The sequence below is a fragment of the Mesorhizobium sp. M0243 genome (assembly GCF_040321775.1).
Lineage (GTDB): Bacteria > Pseudomonadota > Alphaproteobacteria > Rhizobiales > Rhizobiaceae > Mesorhizobium.
On sequence record NZ_JAMYSF010000001.1, the window covers coordinates 115,077 to 139,374 of the forward strand.

The 24,298-nt window shown below is 62.8% G+C and carries 23 protein-coding genes and 1 other RNA gene; 15 read left to right on the plus strand and 9 right to left on the minus strand.

Annotated elements, in window-relative coordinates; genetic code table 11:
* Positions 1-23: 23 nt before the first annotated feature.
* The 6 genes from NKJ11_RS00530 to NKJ11_RS00555 all read right to left on the minus strand — a co-directional run bounded on the left by NKJ11_RS00530 (position 24) and on the right by NKJ11_RS00555 (position 8,517).
* Entirely contained in the window at positions 24-1,655 is a 1,632-nt protein-coding gene (locus tag NKJ11_RS00530; RefSeq protein WP_352556144.1) for an ABC transporter ATP-binding protein, read from the minus strand.
* The gene (locus tag NKJ11_RS00535; protein ID WP_352673534.1) at positions 1,652-2,797 is read right to left on the minus strand and encodes an ABC transporter permease; all 1,146 of its coding nucleotides are present in this window, start codon (positions 2,795-2,797) and stop codon (positions 1,652-1,654) included. Before NKJ11_RS00535 ends, NKJ11_RS00530 begins: the two co-directional genes overlap by 4 nt.
* A complete protein-coding gene (locus NKJ11_RS00540; protein WP_013527941.1) occupies positions 2,797-3,894 on the minus strand; it encodes a microcin C ABC transporter permease YejB in 1,098 nt (365 codons plus the stop codon). Before NKJ11_RS00540 ends, NKJ11_RS00535 begins: the two co-directional genes overlap by 1 nt.
* Positions 3,895-3,924: 30 nt before the next feature.
* Positions 3,925-5,793, minus strand: coding sequence for an extracellular solute-binding protein (locus NKJ11_RS00545; protein ID WP_352792488.1), 1,869 nt, complete (start codon positions 5,791-5,793; stop codon positions 3,925-3,927).
* A complete protein-coding gene (locus NKJ11_RS00550) occupies positions 5,793-7,670 on the minus strand; it encodes an extracellular solute-binding protein (RefSeq protein WP_352792490.1) in 1,878 nt (625 codons plus the stop codon). Before NKJ11_RS00550 ends, NKJ11_RS00545 begins: the two co-directional genes overlap by 1 nt.
* Before the next feature lie 154 nt (positions 7,671-7,824).
* Positions 7,825-8,517, minus strand: a complete 693-nt coding sequence (locus NKJ11_RS00555) for a c-type cytochrome (RefSeq protein WP_352792491.1) — start codon at positions 8,515-8,517, stop codon at positions 7,825-7,827.
* A 193-nt stretch (positions 8,518-8,710) separates the two neighbouring features.
* On the opposite strand from NKJ11_RS00555, the gene NKJ11_RS00560 reads away from it, so the two are divergent.
* Both NKJ11_RS00560 and NKJ11_RS00565 read left to right on the plus strand, forming a co-directional pair.
* Entirely contained in the window at positions 8,711-9,439 is a 729-nt protein-coding gene (locus NKJ11_RS00560) for a 3-deoxy-manno-octulosonate cytidylyltransferase (RefSeq protein WP_128305649.1), read from the plus strand.
* A 9-nt stretch (positions 9,440-9,448) separates the two neighbouring features.
* Positions 9,449-10,312, plus strand: a complete 864-nt coding sequence (locus NKJ11_RS00565; RefSeq protein WP_352792493.1) for a prephenate dehydratase — start codon at positions 9,449-9,451, stop codon at positions 10,310-10,312.
* Positions 10,313-10,368: 56 nt separating this feature from the next.
* Here NKJ11_RS00565 and NKJ11_RS00570 read toward each other — a convergent pair whose 3' ends face one another.
* Genes NKJ11_RS00570 through NKJ11_RS00580 form a run of 3 tightly spaced genes read right to left on the minus strand, consistent with a single transcriptional unit; the run spans position 10,369 to position 12,117 of the window.
* Positions 10,369-10,674: a Dabb family protein gene (locus NKJ11_RS00570; protein ID WP_127293984.1), complete on the minus strand. Its 306-nt coding sequence runs from the start codon at positions 10,672-10,674 to the stop codon at positions 10,369-10,371.
* 37 nt (positions 10,675-10,711) lie between these two features.
* The gene (nudC, locus tag NKJ11_RS00575) at positions 10,712-11,656 is read right to left on the minus strand and encodes an NAD(+) diphosphatase (protein ID WP_352631010.1); all 945 of its coding nucleotides are present in this window, start codon (positions 11,654-11,656) and stop codon (positions 10,712-10,714) included.
* 41 nt (positions 11,657-11,697) lie between these two features.
* Positions 11,698-12,117 (minus strand): HIT domain-containing protein, encoded by a 420-nt coding sequence (locus tag NKJ11_RS00580; protein WP_127293986.1) that lies wholly within the window; start codon positions 12,115-12,117, stop codon positions 11,698-11,700.
* Positions 12,118-12,288: 171 nt separating this feature from the next.
* On the opposite strand from NKJ11_RS00580, the gene ffs reads away from it, so the two are divergent.
* The 13 genes from ffs to NKJ11_RS00645 all read left to right on the plus strand — a co-directional run bounded on the left by ffs (position 12,289) and on the right by NKJ11_RS00645 (position 24,279).
* Positions 12,289-12,385: signal recognition particle sRNA small type (gene ffs, locus NKJ11_RS00585), an RNA gene on the plus strand.
* Between the two features lie 105 nt (positions 12,386-12,490).
* A complete protein-coding gene (locus tag NKJ11_RS00590; protein WP_352792494.1) occupies positions 12,491-14,308 on the plus strand; it encodes a DNA polymerase III subunit gamma/tau in 1,818 nt (605 codons plus the stop codon).
* A 30-nt stretch (positions 14,309-14,338) separates the two neighbouring features.
* On the plus strand, positions 14,339-14,662 hold the full coding sequence (locus NKJ11_RS00595) for a YbaB/EbfC family nucleoid-associated protein (RefSeq protein ID WP_013527931.1): 324 nt from the start codon (positions 14,339-14,341) through the stop codon (positions 14,660-14,662).
* Positions 14,663-14,689: 27 nt separating this feature from the next.
* The gene (locus tag NKJ11_RS00600) at positions 14,690-15,079 is read left to right on the plus strand and encodes a hypothetical protein (protein WP_127293990.1); all 390 of its coding nucleotides are present in this window, start codon (positions 14,690-14,692) and stop codon (positions 15,077-15,079) included.
* Entirely contained in the window at positions 15,057-15,425 is a 369-nt protein-coding gene (locus NKJ11_RS00605; RefSeq protein WP_352610764.1) for a hypothetical protein, read from the plus strand. The genes NKJ11_RS00600 and NKJ11_RS00605 overlap by 23 nt, the downstream gene beginning before the upstream one ends.
* Positions 15,352-16,284 (plus strand): cell wall hydrolase, encoded by a 933-nt coding sequence (locus NKJ11_RS00610; RefSeq protein ID WP_128305644.1) that lies wholly within the window; start codon positions 15,352-15,354, stop codon positions 16,282-16,284. The genes NKJ11_RS00605 and NKJ11_RS00610 overlap by 74 nt, the downstream gene beginning before the upstream one ends.
* A gap of 112 nt (positions 16,285-16,396) precedes the next feature.
* A complete protein-coding gene (recR, locus tag NKJ11_RS00615; protein WP_128305643.1) occupies positions 16,397-17,002 on the plus strand; it encodes a recombination mediator RecR in 606 nt (201 codons plus the stop codon).
* Positions 17,003-17,196: 194 nt separating this feature from the next.
* On the plus strand, positions 17,197-18,474 hold the full coding sequence (locus NKJ11_RS00620) for a lytic murein transglycosylase (protein WP_352792495.1): 1,278 nt from the start codon (positions 17,197-17,199) through the stop codon (positions 18,472-18,474).
* Positions 18,475-18,736: 262 nt separating this feature from the next.
* Complete coding sequence (locus tag NKJ11_RS00625; protein WP_128304322.1) at positions 18,737-20,380, plus strand: ABC transporter substrate-binding protein; 1,644 nt, start codon at positions 18,737-18,739, stop codon at positions 20,378-20,380.
* Positions 20,381-20,398: 18 nt separating this feature from the next.
* On the plus strand, positions 20,399-21,466 hold the full coding sequence (locus NKJ11_RS00630; protein WP_352792496.1) for an ABC transporter permease: 1,068 nt from the start codon (positions 20,399-20,401) through the stop codon (positions 21,464-21,466).
* Between the two features lie 298 nt (positions 21,467-21,764).
* A complete protein-coding gene (gene nikC, locus NKJ11_RS00635) occupies positions 21,765-22,691 on the plus strand; it encodes a nickel transporter permease (RefSeq protein ID WP_352773442.1) in 927 nt (308 codons plus the stop codon).
* The gene (locus tag NKJ11_RS00640; protein ID WP_031213315.1) at positions 22,688-23,533 is read left to right on the plus strand and encodes an ABC transporter ATP-binding protein; all 846 of its coding nucleotides are present in this window, start codon (positions 22,688-22,690) and stop codon (positions 23,531-23,533) included. Before nikC ends, NKJ11_RS00640 begins: the two co-directional genes overlap by 4 nt.
* Entirely contained in the window at positions 23,530-24,279 is a 750-nt protein-coding gene (locus NKJ11_RS00645) for an ABC transporter ATP-binding protein (RefSeq protein WP_352554666.1), read from the plus strand. Before NKJ11_RS00640 ends, NKJ11_RS00645 begins: the two co-directional genes overlap by 4 nt.
* Positions 24,280-24,298 lie beyond the last annotated feature (19 nt).

The window sequence follows — 24,298 nt, forward strand, 5'->3', positions numbered from 1 at the left end:
CTTTTAGTTCCTCTCTACGCAAATCACTCGCTGACGATGCCGACCGGTGCCGTCTCGATCTTGAAGGCGGCCGAGATCAGCGCCCGAGTATAGTCGGTTTGCGGATTTTCAAAAATCTGCTGGGAAGGACCGGCTTCGACGATCCTGCCATTGCGCATGACGATGACGTCGTTGGCGAGCGCCCGGATGACTTTCAAATCATGGCTGATGAAAAGATAGGCGAGGTCGTGCTTGGCCTGCAGGCTGCGCAGCAGATCGACGACCTGCGCCTGCACGCTCATGTCGAGTGCCGATGTCGGCTCGTCCAGCATGACGAAGCGCGGGTTGAGCACCATGGCGCGTGCGATGGCGACGCGCTGGCGCTGGCCGCCGGAAAACTCGTGCGGATAGCGGTTGCGTGTCGCCGGGTCTAGCCCGACCTCCTTCAGCACGGCGGCCACCTTGTCGTCGCGCTCGTCGGGCGACAGCTTCGGCTCGTGGATCTTGAGGCCTTCTTCGATGATCTCGGCGATCGACATGCGCGGGCTGAGCGAGCCGAACGGATCCTGGAAGACGATCTGCAATTCGCGCCTGAGCGGCCGCATGGCGTTGAAAGTCAGCTGGTTGATGTCGCGACCGTTGAACTGGATGGTCCCGGTCGACGAGATCATGCGTGCCAGCGCCAGGCCGAGCGTCGTCTTGCCGGAGCCGGATTCGCCGACCACGCCAAGCGTCTGGCCGGCGCGCACGGTGACATCGATGCCGTCGACCGCCTTCACATTGTCGACAGTGCGGCGGAAGAAGCCCTGCTTGATCGGGAACCAAACCTTTATGTCCTTGCCGGTCATGACAGGCTTGGCACCGGCATTGGCGGCCGGCGGCTTGCCCTTCGGCTCGGCCGCCAGCAGATGCCGCGTATAGGCATGCTGCGGATTGGCGAAGATCTCCTTGGTCGGCCCGGTCTCGACGATCTTGCCCTTGGTCATCACGCAGACGCGGTCGGCAATCTTGCGCACGATGCCGAGATCATGGGTGATGAACAGCATCGACATGCCCTTGCGGCTCTTCAAGCCGGCCAGCAGTTCGAGGATCTGCGCCTGCACGGTGACGTCGAGTGCCGTCGTCGGCTCGTCGGCGATCAGAAGTTCGGGCTCGTTGGCCAGCGCCATGGCGATCATCACGCGCTGACGCTGGCCGCCGGACAACTGGTGTGGATAGGCATCGAGGCGCTTGTGCGGATCGCGGATGCCGACCTCCTTGAGCAAGGCCAGTGTGCGTTCCTTGGCCGGGCGGTCGGCCATGCCCTGATGCAGCTTCAGGATCTCGACGATCTGCTGCTCGATCGTGTGCAGCGGATTGAGCGAAGTCATCGGCTCCTGAAAAATCATGGTGATCTTGTTGCCGCGCACCTGCCGCAACTGCTTCTCGCTCATCGCCAGCAGGTCGGCGCCCTGGAACAGGATCTTTCCCGAGGGGTGGCTGGCGCTTGGATAGGGCAGCAGCTTCAGCACCGAAAGCGCCGAGACCGATTTGCCGGAGCCGGATTCGCCGACCAGCGCCACCGTCTCGCCCTTGGCGATGTCGAACGAGATGTGGTCGACGGCCGTCGACTGGCTACCGCCCTGGCTGAAGGCGACGCTGAGGTCCTGTACGCTGAGCAAGGGGGCTTCGCTCATCTGAACGTCTTGCGCGGATCGAAGGCATCGCGCGTCGCCTCGCCGACGAAGACCAGCAGCGACAGCATCAGCGAGATGACGACGAAGCCGGAAATGCCGAGCCACGGCGCATTGAGGTTGCGCTGTGCCTGCTTGAGCAGTTCGCCGAGCGAGGCGGAGCCGGGCGGCAGGCCAAAGCCGAGGTAGTCGAGCGAGGTCAGCGTCGAGATCGAGCCTGAGAGCAGGAAGGGCATGAAGGTCAATGTCGCCACCATGGCGTTGGGCAGCAGGTGCCGGAACATGATGGTGCGGTTGGGCACGCCGAGTGCCCGGGCCGCGTTGACATATTCGAAATTGCGGGCGCGCAGGAACTCGGCCCGCACCACGCCGACCAGCGCCACCCAGGAGAACAGCAGCATCAGGCCGAGCAGGATGAAGAAGCCCGGCGGCAGGATGGCGGCGACGATGAGCAGGAGATAGAGCACCGGGATGGCGGACCAGATTTCGATGAAACGCTGGAACAAGAGATCCGTCCAGCCGCCGAAATAGCCTTGCACGGCGCCGGCCGCGACGCCGATCAAAGCCGAGCCGGCGGTCAGGATCAGGCCGAACAGCACCGAAATGCGGAAACCGTAGATGACGCGCGCCAGCACGTCGCGCGCCTGGTCGTCGGTGCCGAGCCAATTCCAGTTGCCGACCATGCAGGCCGGGTCGGCGGCACCCTGCGGATACTGGTTGCAGCGCTTCGTGGCGTCATACTGCCACGACGGCTTGGCCGGCGCTGCTTCCGGAATGGCGTTGTTGACGGTCTGATAGGAGTAGCGCACCGGTGGCCAGATCATCCAGCCATTGGCGTTGATCTCGTCCTGGATGACCGGGTCGCGATAATCGGTGACTGCATAGAAACCGCCGAATTTTTCCTCGGGGTAGGCGACCAGCACCGGAAACAGGATTTCGCCCTTGTAGGAGGCGATGATCGGCTTGTCGTTGGCGATGAACTCGGAAAACAGCGACAGCACGAACAGGACGAGGAAGATCCACAGCGACCAGTAGCCGCGGCGGTTGGCTTTGAAGTTCTGCAGGCGCCGCTTGTTGAGCGGCGACAGAAACGGCCGCTTTATCCGCGCGGGTGCCGCGTCCACGGGGACTGTAGCCTCCGACATCAGACGTCTCTCCGCTCGAAATCGATGCGCGGATCGACCCAGGTGTAGAGCAGGTCGGACAAGAGACCGACGAACAGCCCCAGCAGCGAGAAGATGTAAAGATTGGCGAACACCACGGGATAGTCGCGCTCGACCACCGACCGGAAGCCGAGCAGGCCGAGGCCGTCGAGGGAGAAGATGTTCTCGATCAGCAGCGAGCCGGTGAAGAAGGCCGAGATGAAGGCGCCGGGAAAGCCGGCAATGACGATCAGCATGGCGTTGCGGAAGACGTGGCCGTAGAGCACCTGCCGTTCCGACAGGCCCTTGGCCCTCGCCGTCACCACATACTGCTTGCGGATTTCTTCGAGGAACGAGTTCTTGGTCAGCAGCGTCGTGGTGGCGAAGGCCGACAGCACGAGCGCGGTCAGCGGCAAGGTCATGTGCCAGAAATAGTCGACGATCTTTCCCCACCAGGACAATTGATCCCAATTGTCCGAGGTGAGGCCGCGCAACGGAAACCAGTCCCAGAAAGACCCGCCGGCAAACAGCACCATCAGCATGATGCCGAACAGGAAGCCCGGAATGGCATAGCCGACAATGACGACGCCGCTGGTCCAGACGTCGAAGGGAGTGCCGTCCTTGACCGCCTTGCGGATGCCGAGCGGGATCGAGATCAGGTAGGACAACAGCGTGATCCACAGCCCGATCGAGATCGACACCGGCATTTTCTCCAGGATCAGGTCGAGCACCGAAATGTCGCGGAAATAGCTGTCGCCGAAATCAAAGCGGGCGTAATTCCAAAGCATCATGCCGAAGCGCTCGAGCGGCGGCTTGTCGAAGCCGAACTGTTTCTCCAGCTTCTTGATGAATTCCGGATCGAGCCCCTGCGCACCGCGATATTTCGAACTGACGTCACCGGCGGCATCGAAATTGCCGCCAGCGCCCGCGTCGCCACCACCGCCGCCGAGGCGGTCGCTGCCGCCCTGATTGGTCAGCCGGGCGATGACCTGTTCGACCGGACCGCCGGGGGCGAACTGGATGACGGCGAAGGATATCGCCATGATGCCGAACAGCGTCGGGATCATCAAAAGGATGCGGCGCAGGATATAGGCGCCCATCAGGCCTTCTGCCCTCGTTGAGCGAACATCTCAGCCTTTGCCAATTCTTGCCGCCTTGCCCTTATCGAACCACCACAGCGTCTCGACCGGAAAGCCGAAATCGGGCTTCTGTTCGACAAAGCCGAACATGTCCCAATAGGCGACGCGGTGATTCGCCAGATAGTATGTTGGAATCCAGTCGAGCCGCGCGCGCAAGACCCGGTCGAGCGCTCTGAGCGCCGTGACGAGTTCTATACGGTCTTTCGCCTTGCCGGCTGCCGCGATCAGGGCGTCGATGGCCTTGCTTTCGGTGCCCGGATAGTTGCGCTGCCCCGGGATTTTAGCCATCCGGGAATTATAGAGCATCTGCAGGCTGTCGTCGGTCGGCGTCGCCCCGATCGACCATGCGAGCACGATGAGGTCGAAGTCGAAATCGCTCTGCCGCTGTTCATATTGCGCCGAATCGACTTGCCGGATCGAGGCGTCGATCCCGATCGCCTTCATACTTTCCGACCATGGGGTGAAGATGCGAACCATGCCGTCGTCTTCGGCCAGCATTTCCACCCGCAGCCGCTCGCCTTTGTCGTTGACGACGAAACTGCCTGTACGCTTCCAGCCGGCTTGCGCAAGCAATCTCGAAGCCTCGCCCAGCAGCTTCCGGTCATGGCCCGAACCGTCGGAAAGGGGCTGCGTCACCGCTTCACCAAAGACCTCTGGCGGCAACTCGGCCCGGAACGGCTCCAGCAGGTTCAATTCGTCAGGTGAGGGCAGGCCTTCGGCCTTGTAATCCGACCGTTCGAAATTCGAATGAGAGCGCTCGTAGGAGCCGTAAAACAGCGCCCGCTTCATCCATTCGAAATCGAAGCATCTGGCGATCGCCCGCCGCACCCGCTCATCGCGGAACTGCGGTCGCCGCTGGTTCACTGCGGCAGCCTGCATGGAGGGCGTTTTTTCGCCGGGAAATTCCCGTTTGACGACCTTGCCGTCCTTCAGCGCCGGAAAGTCGTAGCCGGTCGCCCATACCCGCGAGGTGAATTCCTCGCGAAAATGCGTGTCGCCTTTCTTGAAGGCTTCGAACGCCGCCTGCCGGTCAAGATAGAAGTCGATGCGGATGCGGTCGAAATTGTAGAGGCCGCGGTTCACTGGGAGATTGCGGCCCCAATAGTCGGCCACGCGGTCATATTCGACAGTCTGTCCGGCCGCCACGCGTCCAATCTTGTAGGGACCCGAGCCAAGCGGCGGTGTCATGGTCGAAGCATCGAAATCATTGGCCGTGTAAAACGCCTTGGAGACGATCGGCATCCCCACGATCGCCAGGATGTTTTGCGCTGACTGTTCGCCGTTGAAAGTGAGGTTGACGGTGGCGGGATCGACCGCAACCGCGTCGGTCATGTACCGCAACGCCTGGGAAAGGTTCGGATGGCCCTTGTCTTTGTAAAGCTTCAGCGCGAAGACAACGTCCTCCGCGGTCAGCGGCGAGCCGTCGTGGAAACGCGCTTGCGGTCGAAGCACGAAGCGGAAGCCGTTGCGGTCCGGCGACAGGGAAACGGTTTCTGCAAGCAGGCCATAGACCGCATCCGGCTCATCGAGCGCGCTTGTCATCAGCGAATCGAAACAGAGTTCGGTGCGCGGCGGCGCCTCCCCCTTCAACACCAGTGAGTTCAATGTGTTGAAGGTCAGGAAGCTCTGATTGAGGGTCGAGTTCGGCGGCGCGAAATTCATCTGGCCGCCCTTTGGGGCGTCCGGATTGACGTAGTCGAAATGCGCGAAATCGGGCTTATATTTGAGGTCGCCGAAGGCTGACAGGCCATGCAGCTTGGTGCCGGTCGCAATGTCGGCGAAGGCCCTGCCGGGCAGCAAGGCGGCGGCTGCCGCGGCACTGCCCAGGGCGAGAAAGTCGCGGCGGGCAAGGGCCGCCATCAATTGCCACCCTTGTATTTGGCCGCCAGCGCCTTCTCCTTGTCCGGGTCGATCCACCAAGAATCGATGTCGGCTCCGATATAGGCAGGCTGCTTGTCGGGGAATTTGAACTTGTCCCAATAGGCCAGCCACACCGCCGACCGGTAATATTGCGGCAAGACATAGAAGTTCCACAGCAGGATGCGGTCGAGCGCATGGGTGGCGGCGACGAGATCGTCTCGATCGGTCGCGAAGATAATGCGATCGACCAGGGCGTCGACGGTCGGGTCCTTGATGCCCATCAGATTGCGCGAACCGGGCGAATCGGCAGCTCTAGAGCTCCAGAAGTCGCGCTGCTCGTTGCCCGGCGAATCCGACTGCTGCAGAATCCCGGTCACGACATCGAAATCGAAATTATTGACGCGGTTGATGTACTGCGTCTGGTCGATGATGCGCAAAGTGGCGTCGATACCGATCTTGCGCAGATTGGCGATGTAGGGGCTGGCGATCACCTGGTCTGTGTCGTTCCAGCCGAGGATTTCGAACTTGAACGGCGCGCCGGTCTTGGCATTGACCATCTTGCCGGCCTTGATCACCCATCCCGCCTTGGCGAAGAGATCGACCGCCTGTTTCAGGTACTTCCGTTCCGCCTGCGGCGTATCATAGACCGGCAGCTTGAACTCCTGGGTGAAAAGTTCGGGCGGCAGCTTGTCGCGATATTTTTCCAGGATCTCCAGCTCCTTGCCCTGCGGCAACCCGCTCGAGGCCAGTTCGGTGCCCTGGAAATAGCTTGATGTGCGGGTGTTGAAGCCGAAGAACAGGGTGCGGTTCATGCTCTCGAAATCGAATGGAATGGTCAGCGCTTCACGCACCAGCCGGTCCTGGAACAGCGGCCGCCGCTGGTTGAGGACGAAGCCCTGCATCGGTTCCGGCGCCTGGGTCTGAAAATCCTTCTTGATGACATCGCCGGCCTGGAATGCCGGGAAATTGTAAGCCGTCGCCCATTTGCGCGAACTGTATTCGCGGTTGATGTCTTCCAGCCCGCCCTTGGTGAAGGCGAGCCAGGCGGCGTTGTCGTCGAGGATATAGGTGTAGCGCCGCGTGTCGAAGTTCTCGCGGCCGATCTTCACCGGCAGCTTGGCCGCCCAGTAATCCGGCACACGCTGCCAGATGATCTCCGAGCCCGGCTTGAAGCTGGCGATCTTGTAGGCCGCCGAACCGAGCGGGATTTCCAGGGTCGGCTTGGTCACGTCGCGTTTCTTGCCGTTGGCATCGGTGCCTTCCCACCAATGTTTCGGCAGTACGGCGAGGTCGCCGATTATCTTGGGTAGTTCGCGATTGCCCTTCTGGTTGAAATGGAACTCCACCTCGCGATCCGAAATCGCCACCGCATCGATAACATTCTCGAAATAGCGGCTGTATTGCGGGCTGTTGGCCTTGAGCACCTGGAACGACCAGATCACGTCATCGACGGTGATCGGCTGGCCGTCATGCCATTTGGCGCGCGGATCGAGCCGATAGGTCGCGGAGGAATAGTCGGCCGGATATTTGTAAGCATCGGCGATCAGCGGATGGCTGGTGCTGCCTTCATCGGTCGCCTGCTCCATCAGAGTGTCGTAGAGCAGACCGCCACCGAACCCGACGAGGCCGGCAGCCGGCGACCCCTGGACGACGTAGGGATTGAAGCTGTCGAATGTACCTGGCACCACCGAGTTCAGCGTGCCGCCCTTGGGCGCGTCGGGGTTGACGTAGTCGTAGTGCTGGAAATTGGCGCCGTATTTGGACTCACCGATCAGCGATGAGGTGGTGCGCCATTCGTCGGCGCGGGCAGCCTGCAATCCCGCCGCCAGAAGGGCTGCCGCCAGCAACGACCTGAGAAGCGTTCGGCCAACCGTCATGCACTATCCTCTTCGCAATGCCCGTTCCGGCAATCTAGATGATTTGGCGCCCGTGAAAACCGCCATGCGCGGCTTTGTCGCCACCTATGCGGTTTTCCCAACAAAAAAGCCGGGCTGAACCCGGCTTTTTCAAGGTCGTCGAGATGATATCTGGTTATTGGGCAGGCGCCGGTGCGGGTGCGGCCGGAGCTGGGGCGGCAGGAGCGGCCGGTTTCGCGGGCGCGGCACCATCAGCCGGCTTTGCCGGAGCGGCTGCATCGGCAGGCTTGGCGGGCGCGCCTGCATTGGCGGCGGCACCCGGTGCCGGCAGCGGCTTGGGATTGTCGGACAGCGTGCGCAGATAGGCGATGACGTTGGCGCGGTCTTCTTCCTTCGGCAGGCCGGCAAAGCCCATCGCCGTGCCTTTAACGTCCTTCTTGGGCGACGTGATGAAGTGGTTGAGGTTATCGTAGGTCCACTTCTCTGTGCCGCCCTTGGAATATTCCTTCATGCCCGCCGAATAGGCGAAGCCCTCGTGAGAGGCGACCGGACGGTCGACGATGTCCCACAGATCGGGGCCGACCTTGTTAGGACCGCCCTTTTCGCCGGAATGGCAGGCCTGGCACTTCTTGAAGATGGCAGCGCCCTGTTCGGCATTTGCATTGGCCAGAAGATCTGCGATCGGCTTTTCGGCTGCGGCAGGAGCGGCCGGGCCGCCTTCGGCGGGCTCCGCGGCCTCGATGGCGAAGCCGGGCTTTTCCGGCGCAGGCGAGGCAAACAGCGCATCGGACACAATGCCGACCGAGAAGACGACGAAAACGGTTCCGAGCAATCCGGCGAGCAGTTTGTTGACTTCGTTGGAATCCATACGCCCCTTGCTCCCTTTTCCGGCGGACAGAACCGTCCACTCCGTCCGTCGGTATCGTGACCCGTCCTGCCAGGGCGGTCAAATCGGGCGGAAACTAGGTCTTTTGCTGCGGCGTTGCAACACCTATAAGGGCGCTTCCAGTGAGACCTTTTGCCACTTTCCCTGTCCTCTTTCGAGACGCCTTGCACCCGAAATGTCCACGCTGATCCTGATCCCGGCCCGCATGGCCTCGACCCGCCTGCCGGGCAAGCCGCTGGCCGACATCGCAGGCGCCCCGATGATCGTCCATGTCGCCCGCCGCGCCGCCGAAGCCGGCCTTGGCCGGGTGGTGGTGGCGACCGACACGCAAAGCGTGGCGCAAGCGATGCGCGCGCACGGGTTCGAGGCCGTGATGACGCGCACGGATCACGAATCCGGCTCCGACCGCATCCACGAGGCGCTGATCGCGCTCGACCCCGGGCGCAAGGTCGAAACCATCGTCAATGTGCAAGGCGACCTGCCGACCATCGATCCGCAGATTATCGCCGCGTCGCTCAGGCCTTTCGAGGACAGTGCGGTGGACATCGCCACGCTCGGCGTCGAGATCGTCCGCGACGAGGAAAAGACCAATCCCAATGTCGTCAAGATCGTCGGTTCGCCGCTTTCCGGCAGCAGGCTGAGGGCGCTCTATTTCACCCGTGCCACGGCGCCTTGGGGCGAGGGGCCGCTCTATCATCATGTCGGCCTCTACGCCTATCGCCGCGAAGCACTTGAGCGTTTCGTCGCGCTGAAGCCGTCGCCGCTCGAACGGCGCGAGCGGCTGGAACAGTTGCGGGCGCTGGAAGCCGGCATGCGCATCGACGCCGAGATCGTCCAGTCGCTGCCGCTCGGCGTCGACACGCCGGAAGACCTCGAACGCGCCAGACAGATCCTTTCAACCTGAGATATCGGCATGCCTGAAAAGACCAACAGAATATCCTTCCAGGGCGAGCCGGGCGCCAATTCCGACACCGCCTCCCGCAACGTCTATCCATCGATGGAGCCGTTGCCGTGCCCGACCTTCGAGGATGCGTTCAACGCGGTCGAGACCGGCAAGGCCGATCTCGCCATGATCCCGATCGAGAACACCATTGCCGGGCGCGTCGCCGATATCCATCATCTCTTGCCGGAATCGAAGCTGCACATCATCGGCGAATATTTCCTGCCGATCCATTTCCAGCTGATGGTGCTGCCGGGCGTCAGGCGCGACGAGATCAAGACGGTGCACAGCCACATCCACGCGCTTGGCCAGTGCCGCAAATACATCCGCAAGAACGGCTGGAAGGCGATCGTCGCCGGCGATACGGCTGGTGCAGCCAAGATGGTCTCCGAGGTCAAGGACCGCACCATGGCGGCGCTGTCGCCGGCGCTGGCAGCGACCCTCTACGGGCTCGACATCATCGAGCAAAACGTCGAGGACACCGACAGCAACGTCACCCGCTTTGTCGTCCTGACCAAGAACAAGCAATGGGCCGAGCGCCCATCAACCGACGTCAAGATGATGACGACCTTCATCTTTCGCGTCCGCAACGTGCCGGCCGCGCTCTACAAGGCGATGGGCGGTTTTGCCACCAACGGCATCAACATGACCAAGCTGGAGAGCTACCAGTTGGGCGCTTTCACGGCGACGCTGTTTTATGCCGACATCGAGGGCCATCCCGACGACCCGCTGGTCAAGCTTGCGCTGGACGAGCTCCGTTTCTTCTCCCGCGAAGTGCGGATTCTGGGCGTCTATCCGGCCAGTGAGTCGCGTGAGCAGTGGAAGGTTGCGGACTGATCGCTACTGGGCATGATCTTGTCCAAAAACCGGTTTCCACTTTTCGGGACCATGCCCTAAATCACCGCGCCCAGCGGCACGTAGTCGATCTCCATGAAGGCCTCGACCTCCGGCACCCAGCGGTCGCGCACGAAGGCGACATGGTCCGGATGGTCGTTGTACCTGTTGTAGGCGGCCTGGTCGGCGAACTCCATCGAGAAGCCGAAATGATAGTCGTTCTTGGGGCTGATCTGCCGCAATTGCTCGAAATGCGTGACGCCTCTGATCGCGGTTAGGATTTTCTTGGCGTCGACCAGGAACCGCTTTTCCTCCAGCGAATGCGGCGGATGCTTCAGCGTGAAAACGACGGTGTGACGGATCATGTCCTGCTCCTGCAATGTCTTTCGGTGTTCGCTGCCATCATTCTGAATCGACCCAGGCGCGGATGAGGTGATGCGCAATGGCGCCTTTCGGCGGCGTGACCAGATTGTCCTTGTGCGTCCTTTCCAGCATCAGGCGCACCTCGTCGCGAAAAAACCAGCGGCAGTCCTCAAGCTCGTTGAGGTCGGCCTGGATATCGTCATTGAGCGGCTCGCCGAAGCAGCCGATCATCAGCGAATAGGGGAACGGCCAGGGCTGGCTGGCGTGGTAGACGACGCGGCCAAGCCGGATACCGGCCTCTTCCAGCGTCTCGCGGCGCACCGCCGCCTCGATCGTCTCGCCCGGCTCGATGAAGCCGGCAAGGGCCGAGTACATGCCCGGCGCGAAATGCCGGCCGCGTCCGAGCAGGCATTTTTCCCGCGTCGCCGTCAGCATGATCGCCACCGGGTCGGTGCGCGGAAAATGCTCGGTGCCGCAATTCGGGCAATGGCGCTTGTAGCCGCCGGCCCGCATCTGCGATTCCGTACCACATTTGCTGCAGAAGCGATGGCTGGCATGCCAGGCAAGCAGGGCCGCCCCTTGCGCCATCGCGCCAGCCGCCGCCTCGTCGATCAGCCCTTGCATGTAGACCGAGCGGTAGTCGATGGCCTTGACTGCTTCCGGAAGCTGTTCGGGTTCGACGCCGGCGGGCACGGCCAGCACCGGTCCTCGTTCGGAAAAGCCGAGCAGGATGCCTTGCGCCAGGGAAACCTTGAAGGGCTCGCTCTCGGTCGCGCCGAACCAAGGGTCGAGAGCGCCGCTATCGCCGAGCTTCAGATAGAGCCGGCCGCCATGCATCAGAAGCAGCCGCGTCGCCGGGTCGGCCAGCGCCTTGTCGACCGAATCGTCGGCGCGGTTCTCGGACTGCCGGTCGATCATGTTGCCGGCAAAGCCGACGAACTGGCTCGGCTCGCGCAAAGGCGCGTCAAACAGGCGGAAGCTCATGGGGACTCTGGGATACGTTGAGGGATGGACACGGGGAACGCTTATAGCGCCGCCTTGATCGTTTCGGCAAACCGTCGCAAGTCGGAACGTTGATAGGGCTCTCGCAGACCATGTCCCCACACAGGGCCTGGCCAGCCGGGATCGCCTTCCGAACGCGCGATGACATGGATGTGCAACTGGCGCACGATGTTGCCGAGCGCGCCGGTGTTGATCTTGGTGCAGCCGGTCGCCTTCTTCAGCGCCTGCGCCACCATATTGGTCTCGAAGGTCAGCATCGTCTGGTCGAGCGGCGTCATGTCATGGATTTCCTCCGCGCCAGGCCGCTGCGGCACCAGCAGCAGCCATGGCCAGCGGCGGTCGTTCATCACCCGCAATTCGCACAGCCCAAGCCACATCAACTGCTCGCTGTCCGCCTCCAGCCGTGCGTCCAGCGTGAATCCGGCCTCCAGGCCCGGCAGCATCGGCGTTTCCCTTGCTTTTCTTGGTTTGCTCAACACATGAAGGCTAGAGCGGCGGCAAGGGGGCTGCAAGCGAATCATTGCGCCCCTCACGCATTGGTGCGCCAATTCCATATTTTTGCGATTTCTTCGGCGGACTTGCATTTCGTCGCGCAATTGCCGATATGGAAAGCGGGAGGTTGGTGGTGGACGATCCACTCGCCAACCGGGTCAGGTCCGGAAGGAAGCAGCCCTAACGAGCCCGGAACGGGTCATTGTTCCAGCCTCCCACCTCATCGGCCCCTCTCGCGACATTGACGACGCATTGCAGCGCGGGCGAGACTATGCGCAGGAATCGGCCGCCTTCGGGCGCGGTCATTTGGAGCTTTACGGGCGTATGAGCGAAGCCGGAAATTCGGGACCAAAAAGCCTGGAGATAGGCAAGGCCGCCGCCTATCGCGTGCTGGCGCGCAAGTACCGTCCTTCGAACTTCTCCGAGCTGGTCGGCCAGGAGCCGATGGTGCGCACCCTCACCAATGCCTTTGCCACCGGCCGCATCGCCCAGGCCTGGATGCTGACCGGGGTGCGCGGCGTCGGCAAGACCACGACGGCGCGCATCCTCGCGCGGGCCCTGAATTATAAAACCGCTGATATCGACCAGCCTTCGGTCGACCTCGCGGTGCTCGGCGAGCATTGCCAGGCGATCATGGAGGGCCGCCATGTCGACGTCATCGAGATGGACGCCGCCTCGCATACCGGCATCGACGACATCAGGGATATCATCGAGCGCGTGCGCTATGCGCCGGTCTCGGCCCGTTACAAGGTCTATATCATCGACGAAGTGCACATGCTGTCGACGCAGGCCTTCAACGGCCTGCTGAAGACGCTGGAAGAGCCGCCGCCGCACGTCAAATTCATCTTCGCCACCACCGAAATCCGCAAGGTCCCGATCACTGTCCTGTCGCGCTGCCAGCGCTTCGACCTGAGGCGCATCGACGCCGGCGCGCTGGTCGCGCATCTCGGCTCGATCTCGGCCCAGGAAGGCATTGCGGTCGACGACGACGCGCTGGCGATGATCGCGCGCGCCGCCGAAGGCTCGGCCCGTGATTCGCTCTCCATCCTCGACCAGGCGATTGCCCATGGCGCCGGCACTGTCGGTGCCGCGGCTGTGCGGGCGATGCTGGGACTTGCCGACCGCGCCCGCATCGTCGATCTGTTCGAACATGTGATGAAGGGTGATGTGGCAGCCGCCCTTGGCGAATTCCGTGCGCAGTATGACACCGGCGCCGATCCGGCCGCCGTGCTGACCGACCTTGCCGAATTCAACCATCTCGTCACCCGGCTGCGTTTCGTGCCGACGGCCATCGAGGATGCCTCGCTGTCGGAGGACGAGCGGCAGCGCGGCGCCGATTTCGCAAGGACGCTGTCGGTCAGGGTGCTGTCACGGACATGGCAGATGCTGCTCAAGGGCATTCCCGAAGTGCAGTCCTCCAACCGGCCGGTGAGTGCCGCCGAAATGGTGCTGATCCGGCTGGCGCATGCCGCCGATCTGCCGACGCTGGATGAGGCGTTGAGATCGCTCGAGGGCGCTGCGCCTATGCAGAATGGCGCGCCGCGCCCGAATGGGACGTCGGCAAGTTCCGGCAATGGCGGTGGCGCCGGCGCGGTGGCGCAGACGCGCATGCCATCCGGATCGGGCGGTGCGCAGACCATGCGGCTGGTCGAAGCCTCGCCTGCTGCCGTTGCCTACGTCGCTCCGCCGGAGCCGGTCATGGAGGCGCAATCGGCGCCGCTGAAATCGCTGGCCGACATCATTGCGCTCGCCGACGCGCAGCGCGACATCGCCTTCAAGGTGCTGGTCAAGAGCTGCATCCGGTTTGTGCGCATCGAGCCCGGCCGCATCGACGTCGGCCTGACCGGCGATGCGCCCAAGATGCTGCTCAACGACCTGACGACGAAATTGCGCGCCTGGACCGGCCGCAGCTGGCTGGTCTCGCTGTCGAAGGAAGAGGGCGGCCAGACGCTCGCCGAAATGGAATCGGCCAAGCGCGAGACGGCTTTTCTCGATGCCAAGAGCGACCCGACCGTGGCCGCTATCCTGGCGCGCTTTCCCGGCGCCAAGATCATCGACGTGCGCATTCCAGACGCGCCGGAAGCCGAAACGACAGAGGCTGAAGTGCCGGTCGAGCCGCCGGCTGACGACGATGAACCCTGATCCAGCCACGAATCCGCAAAGGACCCGACCATGAAAGATCTTCTCGGCCTGATGGGCAAGGCGAAGGAAATGCAGGCCAAGTTCCAGGCCATGCAGGACGAGATCGCCACGCTGGAAGCGTCCGGCCAGGCCGGCGGCGGCCTGGTCAATGTGACGCTGACCGGAAAATTCGAGATGAAGTCGCTGAAGATCGATCCGTCTCTGTTCAAGGAAGACGATGTCGAGATCCTGGAAGACCTGGTGCTGGCCGCTCACAACGACGCCAAGACCAAGGTCGAGCAGATCATGCAGGAAAAGACCAAGGCGCTGACCGCAGGTCTGCCGATCCCGCCGGGAATGAAACTGCCCTTCTAGCATTCGGCGTGCGCGCCCATCATCGACATGACCGAAGAGCCCTCCGAAAGACTGATCGAGCAGCGTATCCGCAACAGGATCTACGAGATCCTGGAAATCCTGGCCGATTGTGACGACGGCGTCGATCTCGTCGGCATCAAGGGTTATTTCTATCTGTTCGAGGATTTCGTCCATCGCCCTTCGATCGAAGCCGGCACATCGGCGCTTTCGAAGGACGAGCGCGCGATCGTGCTGGAGATCGCCGAATTCCTGGAGGCGGCAAGCGAGACAAATCCGGACTTCACCAAGGCTGAGTTCATTGACAGCGACTGGCCGGGAAAGATCGCCCCGACGGCCAGGGAGGCGCGGACGCTGTTCCTCCGGCGCGGCCTGTTTTCGGAGAAGGTCGAGGAGCTTGAGCCTGGCCAGCGGCCGTGATTGCGGCCGGGCTGCAGACCGGTTCCAGGAGAAATTAACAGCGTTTGCCCGGGAAAAGCGCGTAGTGCTTTCCCTTGGGGCAATTGCGGCGAAACAAAGAGAGAGAGGTCATCGCCTTTGTGAAATGATGGGTGCGATCTATCTGGAAAACCAGGAAATTGTGCCAATTTGGCAACAGCGCGTTGTTAATAACGTTTTGGCCATCATTTTGCCCGAAAGTGTCTCATTCTTGCCGCAGCCTGGGGGCGGGCACGAAGTGAGAGGGTTACCTGTTGATTTCTACGCGATGGAAGACGCCGCTGTTGCTCGGCGCCGTCATTTCACCCCTGTTTTTGGCTGCCTGTAGCCAGACCACTTCACACGGCATGTCCGTCGCCAGCCTGACCGACGCCATCACGCCGGGTTTCCTGAGCTCCCGGGCGTACAGCCACACGCCGAAGGACAAGGAATGCCTGGAACGGGCGATGTTCTTTGAATCCAACCGCTCGAGCCGCGACGGCATGATCGCGGTCGGCACGGTGGTGATGAACCGGCTGCGCTCCGGCAAGCACGGCAGCACCATCTGCGCGGTGGTGGGCGAGCGCGGGCAGTTTGCCCCCGGCGTCATGACAAGGCCGATGAATTCACGCGCAATGCCCGATGTCGAGGAAGCCGCCGACGCGGTGCTGAAGGGGGAGCGCAAGTCCAAGCTCAAGAACACCATGTTCTTCCACACCGCCGGCCTACGCTTCCCCTACAAGAACATGCACTACACCATGGTTGCCGGCGGCAATGCCTTTTACGAGAAGCGCGGCCGCAACTGGCAGCCGCTGCCGGACGAGCCGCAGGTCGCCATTGCCTCGGCGGCGCCGCAGAAGCCAGCGGAGCCGGTGACGATGGTCGCGTCCGCCGAGCCGGTGCGTCCGGCCAAGCCGGCCACCGTCCGGTCCGCTCCTGCCCAACAGACCTATATGACCGCGGCCGCCGCGCCGGCCGCGAAATCTGCGCGTGTCTCGGCGGAGCCGACGGTGGTGGCGATGCAGGAGCCGATGGAGGAACCGGATGCCGCCCGTTTTGGCGGAACCTTGAACACAAGGACGAGGGTCATCTCCTCGGTCGAGGAAGCGCCGCAAGAGGCGTCTATGGGTTTCCAGTCGACGCCTGAGAACACCGACGCTGTCGGCGCGATGATCGTCAGCCAGGGCCGGCCGCTCGAAACCAACTGATCTGCTCTCCATGATCCCATGGGCCCCGCCCATTTTGGTCCGCCAAGGCCAATATGGCGGTCATGCGTATGCGGATGTTCCAAAGCGCTCTGAAAAATCCTAGATCAGAGCGATGTCGAAGCGAATCGCCGGTCCCGAGATCGAACGTCTGATCCAGCTCCTGGCCAAGGTGCCGGGGCTGGGTCCCCGTTCGGCCAGGCGTGCCGCCCTTCATCTGATCAAGAAGAAGGAGCAGCTTCTGTCGCCGCTGGCCGCCGCCATGGCCGAGGCGGCCGACAAGGTGCGCATCTGCTCGACCTGCGGCAATGTCGATACATCGGACCCTTGCATGATCTGCACCGATCCGCGCCGAGATGCCGGCACCATCATTGTCGTCGAGGACGTCTCCGACCTGTGGGCGCTGGAGCGCGCGGCGGCGATGAATGTGCGTTACCACGTTCTCGGCGGCACGCTGTCCCCGCTCGACGGCATCGGCCCCGAGCAGCTCAACATGCGCTCGCTGATCGACCGCGTCGCCGGTGGCGAGGTCAAGGAGATCATCCTCGCCGTCAATGCTACGGTGGAGGGCCAGACGACCGCGCATTACCTCACCGATCAGCTGTCCGGCTTCGATATCAAGGTGACACGACTGGCGCATGGCGTGCCTGTCGGCGGCGAACTCGACTATCTCGACGAGGGCACGCTGGCCGCGGCGCTGCGCTCGCGGACGGCGTTTTGACAAAGTTGCGGCAGAGGATGCGGATCATGATTGTTGCGCATCCGTCGAGGCTGGTGCCAAGCACCCCCCTCTGTCCTGCCGGACATCTCCCCCGCAAGGGGGGAGATCGGATGTCATCTTTGTTTTCGCAAATCGCCGACATTGCAACAAGAGCGCCGCCGATGAAGCGGCCAATCTCCCCCCTTGCGGGGGAGATGTCCGGCAGGACAGAGGGGGGTGTGAAGGAACGCAAACCTCTCAGATTGGCTCTGTTTTCCTTTTTTGCAGTTCTTCTCGCGGTCCTCCTTTCCACCCCCGCCTCCGCCGCAAAGATCGACGACCAGTTTCGCGCCTGGCTGCAGAACGACCTTTGGCCGCAAGCCAGGGCGAAAGGCATTTCCAAAGCCACCCTCGATGCCGCCTTCGACGGCATCAATCCCAATCTGAAGCTGCCCGACCTGGTCAAGCCGGGCGATAAGACGACCACGCCGCAGAAGCAGCACCAGGCCGAATTCGGCTCACCCGGCGCCTATTTCGCCGAGAAGACGGTTCGCGCGGTGACGGCGGGCGGCCGGGCGCGCGAAGCCACCAATGCCAGGACACTTGCATCTATCGAAAAGCGCTACGGCGTGCCGGGCGAAGTGCTGCTGGCGATCTGGGGCCGCGAGACCGGATTCGGCGCGGCGAAGATGCCCTACGACGCCTTCGAAGTGCTGGGCACCAAAGCGTTCATGTCGACCAGGAAGGACTTCTTCCGCACCGAACTGCTTGCTGCACTCGAGATCGTCGAGCGCGGGCTGGCTCCGGTCGGCGCGATGAAATCGTCCTGGGCCGGAGCGCTCGGCCAGCCGCAATTCATGCCGACCTCGTTCCTGAAACATGCCGTCGATTTCGACGGCGACGGCCGCGCCGACATCTGGAACTCGACGCCGGACGTGCTGGCCTCGATCGCCAATTATCTCGTCCACTATGGCTGGGTAAAGGGCCGTGGCTGGGGTTTCGAGGTGATGGTGCCGGAAAGCGTTTCCTGTTCGTTGGAAGGCCCGGACCAGGGCAAGAAAATCTCCGAATGGGCGGCAATGGGCGTTAGGCGCGTCGGCGGCAAGCCGTTTCCAGCGAGTGAGATGAAGGCCGAAGGCTTCCTGCTGATGCCGGCAGGGCGCAGCGGTCCGGCCTTTATCGCCACGCCCAATTTCTACGTGCTGAAGCAGTACAACACCAGCGACCTCTACGCGCTGTTCATCGGCCATGGCGCCGATCGCATCGCCCATGGCGATTCGAATTTTGCCGGCAGCTGGGGCGCGGTCGGCGGGCTCCACCGTTCGGACATAGCCGCTCTGCAACGCGCGCTGGAAGCCAAGGGCTATGACGTCGGCAGCGCCGATGGCCTGCCCGGCTTCAAGACCCGCCGTTCGATCGGCATTTGGCAAGCCAAGAACGGCCGCGCCGCCACCTGCTTCCCTGACACCAGCCTGGTCGCGGCGCTGAGATAGCCGCGACATTCGCCAGATTATCCTCGATCGGCAGCCTCGATTGGCTGGCCGATGCGTCGACATCCCACCGGCCTTTCTGGCCCATTGAGCCATCGTATAAATGCTCGTTGCCCGCCACGAGGCTGCCGGATATGGTGTTGACCAACTGGACAAAAACCGCAACGGTAAGAGATCACTGGGGCCTTCTCCAGGCCCGAAAAGAATTGCACAACCCTGAGCCGGGAACTCAGGTCAACAAACAACAAAACAGGGAACAATCACGATGATGATGGAAAAGTTTGCTCTACGCTCTCGCTTCCTGCTGGCGGGTGCAGCCATGTCCGCGCTGCTTCTGGCCGGCGCGCCCGCCGGTGCGGTCACGCCCGCCGACACGCTGGTCGAAGGTTTCGCGATCGACGACATCATCTCCATGGATCCGGGCGAGGCGTTCGAGCTGTCGACCGCCGAGGTCACCGGCAACACGTATGATCTGCTTGTCCGTCTCGACCTCAGCGACACCTCCAAGGTCAAGGGAGACCTTGCCGAAAGCTGGACCGTCTCCGATGACGGCCTGACCTACACATTCAAGCTCAAGCCCGGCCTGAAATTCGCTTCCGGCAATCCGATCACCGCGGCCGACGTCGCCTGGTCGTTCGAACGCGCCGTCAAGCTCGACAAGAGCCCGGCCTTCATCATCGGCCAATTCGGCATCAGCGGCGACAACGTCGCCGAGAAGGCCAAGGCGGTCGACGAGACCACCTTCCAGTTCACCGTCGACAAGGCCTATGCGCCGAGCTTCGTGCTGAACTGCCTGTCGGCAACGGTTGCATCGGTGGTCGACGCCAAGCTGGTCAAGGAACATGTCGCTGCGGTGACGCCGAGCGCCGACTACAAATGGGACAATGATTTCGGCAATGCCTGGCTGAAGACCGGCTATGCCGGCTCCGGCGTCTTCAAGCTGCGCGAATGGCGGGCCAATGAGGTGGTCGTTCTCGAGCGCAACGATAATTACTACGGCGAGAAGGCCAAGCTTGCCCGCGTCATCTACCGCAACATGAAGGAAAGCTCGGGCCAGCGCCTGGCGCTCGAGGCCGGCGACATCGACGTTGCCCGCAATCTCGAGCCGAACGACCTCGACGCCATCGCCAAGAACGCCGATCTCATCTCGACCAGCGCGCCGAAGGGCACGGTCTATTACATCAGCCTCAACCAGAAGAATGCCAACCTCGCCAAGCCCGAGGTCCGCCAAGCCTTCAAATACCTGGTCGACTACGATGCGCTGAGCTCGACGATCCTCAAGGGCATCGGCGAAATCCACCAGACCTTCCTGCCGAAGGGTGTGCTCGGCGAATTGGATGAGAATCCGTTCAAGTTCGATGTCGCCAAGGCCAAGGAATTGCTGGCCAAGGCCGGTCTGCCCGACGGCTTCAGCGTAACCATGGACGTACGCACCGGTCAGCCGACGACCGGCATGGCGGAATCGATCCAGCAGACGCTCGGACAGGCCGGCATCAAGCTCGAGATCATCCCGGGCGACGGCAAGCAGACGCTGACCAAGTACCGCGCCCGCAACCACGACATCTATATCGGCCAGTGGGGCCAGGATTATTTCGACCCGAATTCCAACGCCCAGACCTTTGCCTCGAATCCGGACAACTCGGATGCGGGTAAGTCCAAGACGCTGGCCTGGCGCAACGCCTGGGACATTCCGGACCTGACCAAGGAGACGGAAGCAGCGCTGCTCGAGAAGGACGCCGGCAAGCGCGCTGACATGTACAAGGATCTCGAGAAGAAGATCCTGGACACCAGCCCCTTCGTCGTCATCCACCAGCAGCTGGAAGTGGCCGGCCTGCGCAAGAACCTCAAGGGCTTTGCCCTCGGCCCGAGCTTCGACAGCAATTTCGTCGGGCCGGTGTCCAAGGAATAGTGCTCGCGGACACGCCGCATGAGCACGGTTGAAAAGGAAGTGGCGGCGGGGCGCGGCAGCGCCCGTGCCGTCGCTATTGCATCATCGCTTGGCCGTTTCCTGGTCATCGCGATCACGACCTATCTTGGTCTGCTCGCGGTCACCTTCTTCATCGGTCGCGTCATCCCGATCGACCCGGTGCTGGCGGTGCTCGGCGACCGGGCGCCGGCCAATGTCGTCGAGCGCACGCGCCGCGAGATGGGCCTCGATTTGCCGCTGGTGGAGCAGTTCTACATCTATGTGAAAAATGCCCTGAACGGCAATTTCGGTGTCTCCGTGCTGACCACCAATCCGGTCATGACCGACATTCGCCGGGCGCTGCCGGCCACGACGGAACTGGCGACGCTGGGGACGCTGATCGGGGCGCTGTTTGGCGTGCCGCTCGGCGTGCTGGCGGCGGTCAAGCGCGGCAGTCTCATCGACCAGATCGTGCGTATCATCGGCCTGATCGGCTATTCCGTGCCGATCTTTTGGCTGGGACTGCTGGCGCTGGTGCTGTTTTACGCCAAGCTGCAATGGGTTGCCTTCCCCGCGCGGCTCGACATCGTCTACGAATACACCTTTACGCCGATCACTGGCTTCTATCTCCTCGACTCTGCGATGCAGGGGCAGTGGGACGTTTTTTACGACGCCTTCCGCCACATCATCCTGCCGGCCTCGCTGCTCGGCTATTTCTCGCTCGCCTATATCAGCCGCATGACGCGCTCGTTCATGCTCAACGAATTGTCGCAGGAATATATCGTCGCGGCGCGCGCCAAGGGACTGTCGGAAACCCGCATCATCTGGGGCCACGCGCTGCGCAATGCGGCGGTGCCGATGGTGACGGTGATCGCGCTCTCCTATGCCGGGCTGCTCGAAGGTTCGGTGCTGACCGAGACCGTCTTCTCATGGCCGGGCATCGGCCTCTACATAACCAACTCGCTGCAGAACGCCGACATGAATGCGGTGCTCGGCGGCACCATAGTCATCGGCTCGGTGTTCATCGCCATCAATCTCCTCTCCGACCTTCTGTATCGGGTGCTCGATCCGAGGACGAAGGTTCAATGAGCAGAGGTATTCCACTTTCGGGCCTAGAGCAGTTCACCGTTTCACGGAAACGGCTACCCGCTCTAACTCCTTGTTTTTACGCAATTCCGGACGGAAAACCGTTTCACACTTTTCCTGGAATTGCTCCAGCTGCGGCCAATCACCCCCACTCCGGCCCTTCGGGTCACCTCTCCCCCTGCCCGGGGGAGAGGAAAAGCCGGTCGCACGCTTCGCGCCTTTCCTCTCCCCCGTCGAGCGGGGGAGAGGTGGTCTGCGAAGCAGGCCGGAGTGGGGGTCGACAGCTCCAAGAGGCATCATCATGACCGCCTCCGACGCCCGTCCTCTCTCTCGTCGCGACTGGCTGCTCAGCGAGCGGCCGGCCTCGCGCACCCAGGCGAGGCTCGGCCGCGCCTATGTGGCGTGGCGGCGCTTTTCCGCCAACCGGCTGGCCTTTCTCGGCCTGCTCATTATCATTGCCTTGCTGATCGTTGCCGCCCTTGCCGGTGTGCTGGCGCCTTATTCTCCGACGTTCGGCGACCTGAAGAACGCGCGCCTGCTGGCGCCGAGCGCCGAGCACTGGTTCGGCACCGACGATCTCGGCCGCGATATCCTGTCGCGCATCCTCTACGGCTCGCGCTGGACCCTTTATGTGGTCATCCTGGTCGCCATCATCGCGGCACCGATCGGCCTTCTGGTCGGCACGGTGGCCGGCTATGCCGGCGGCTGGACCGATGCCATCCTGATGCGCATCACCGACATCTTTCTCGCCTTTCCCAAGCTGATCCTGGCGCTGGCGTTTGTTGCAGCACTTGGCCCCGGCATCGAGAATGCGGTGCTGGCCATCGCCATCACCTCATGGCCGCCCTACGCCCGCATCGCGCGGGCAGAGACGCTGACGGTGCGCAATTCCGATTACATCAAGGCGGTGCAGCTGATGGGCGCCTCGCCCTTCCGCATCGTGCTGCGCCATATCATGCCGCTTTGCATTTCGTCCCTGATCGTCAGGGTGACGCTCGACATGGCCGGCATCATCCTGACCGCCGCCGGGCTCGGTTTCCTCGGCCTCGGCGCGCAACCGCCGCTGCCGGAATGGGGCACGATGATCGCGTCGGGCCGCCGCTTCGTGCTCGACCAGTGGTGGGTGGCCGGTGCGCCGGGCTTCGCCATCCTCATCGTCAGCCTCGGCTTCAACCTGCTCGGCGACGGCCTGCGCGACGCGCTCGATCCCCGCAGTGGTGACCAATGAGCAGGGAAACGAAGACGCTGCTCGAGGTCGACGACCTGCGCGTCACCTTCCCGACCCGCACCGGGCTGATCGAGGCGGTTCGCGGCGTCTCCTTCTCGCTCGGCCGCGAACGGCTCGGCATCGTCGGAGAATCCGGCTCCGGCAAATCGCAGACCGGCCGCGCCATCATGGGTCTGACGCCGCCGCAGGCGCGGATATCGGCCAACAAGCTCGCCTTCGACGGCATCGACCTGCTCAGCGTCTCGCCGCGCGAACGTCGGGCGCTGCGCGGCAAACGCATCGCCATGATCCTGCAGGATCCGAAATACTCGCTCGACCCGGTGATGAGCATCGGCCGCCAGATCGTCGAAACGCTGCGCACGCATGAAAAGGTCGGCAAGGCCGAGGCGCGCGACCGCGCATTGGCCATGCTGGAGGCGGTGCAGATCCGTGATCCCTCTCGCGTCTTCAACCTGCATCCGCATGAAGTGTCCGGCGGCATGGGCCAGCGCGCCATGATCGCCATGATGCTGATCGCCGGTCCGGAAATGATGATCGCCGACGAGCCGACCTCGGCGCTCGACGTCACCGTGCAGCTTGATGTGCTCGGCATTCTCGACCGGCTGGTCAGTGAGCGCGGCATGGGGCTGATCTTCATCTCGCACGATCTGCGCCTGGTCTCATCCTTCTGCGACCGCGTCATCGTCATGTATGCCGGCAAGGTGGTCGAGCAGCTCAAGGCGTCCGAACTCGGCCATGCCCAGCATCCCTACACGCGCGGCTTGCTCAATTGCATGCCCAAGATCGGTGCCGACCGCCACCCGCTGCCGGTGCTCGACCGCAAGCCGGAGTGGGCGGCATGACTTCTGCGATTGCCGTCGACAGGCTGGAAGTGATCTTCGACCGTTTTCGCGCACTGAAGGGCGTCAGCCTCGACGTGCAGCCGGGTGAATCCTTTGGCCTGGTCGGTGAATCCGGCTCCGGCAAATCGACGCTGCTTCGGGCCATCGCCGGCCTTGCGCCGGTCGCATCGGGCAGCATCGCCGTCAACGGCAAGACGCTCGGGCCACGCCGCGACAAGGCCTTCTACCGCGAAGTGCAGATGGTCTTCCAGGATCCGTACGGCTCGCTGCACCCGCGCCAGACCGTCGACCGCCTGCTGCAGGAGCCGCTTGCCATCCACGGCTTCGCCGATGGCGAAAAGCGCATCCAGCGGGCGCTCGACGAGGTCGGGCTGGGAAACGGCTTTCGCTTCCGCTATTCGCACCAACTATCGGGCGGCCAGCGCCAGCGCGTGGCGATTGCCCGTGCCCTGATCCTCGAACCTTCGATCCTGCTGCTCGACGAGCCGACCTCGGCGCTCGATGCCTCGGTGCAGGCGGAAGTGCTCAACCTGTTGGAAGAGGTACGCAAGCGGCGCAAGCTGACCTTCCTGATGGTCAGCCACGACCTCGCCATCATCACCCATATGTGCGAGCGGCTGATGGTGATGCAAAGCGGCGAGGCGGTGGAGAATCTGGCGGCGGCGGATCTCGTCGAACGCCGCGTGACGAAGGACTATACTCGCAACCTGCTGAGAGCGAGCGACGGGTTTGTGAGAACCGCCTGAATTCGTCTTCCTGTGTGCA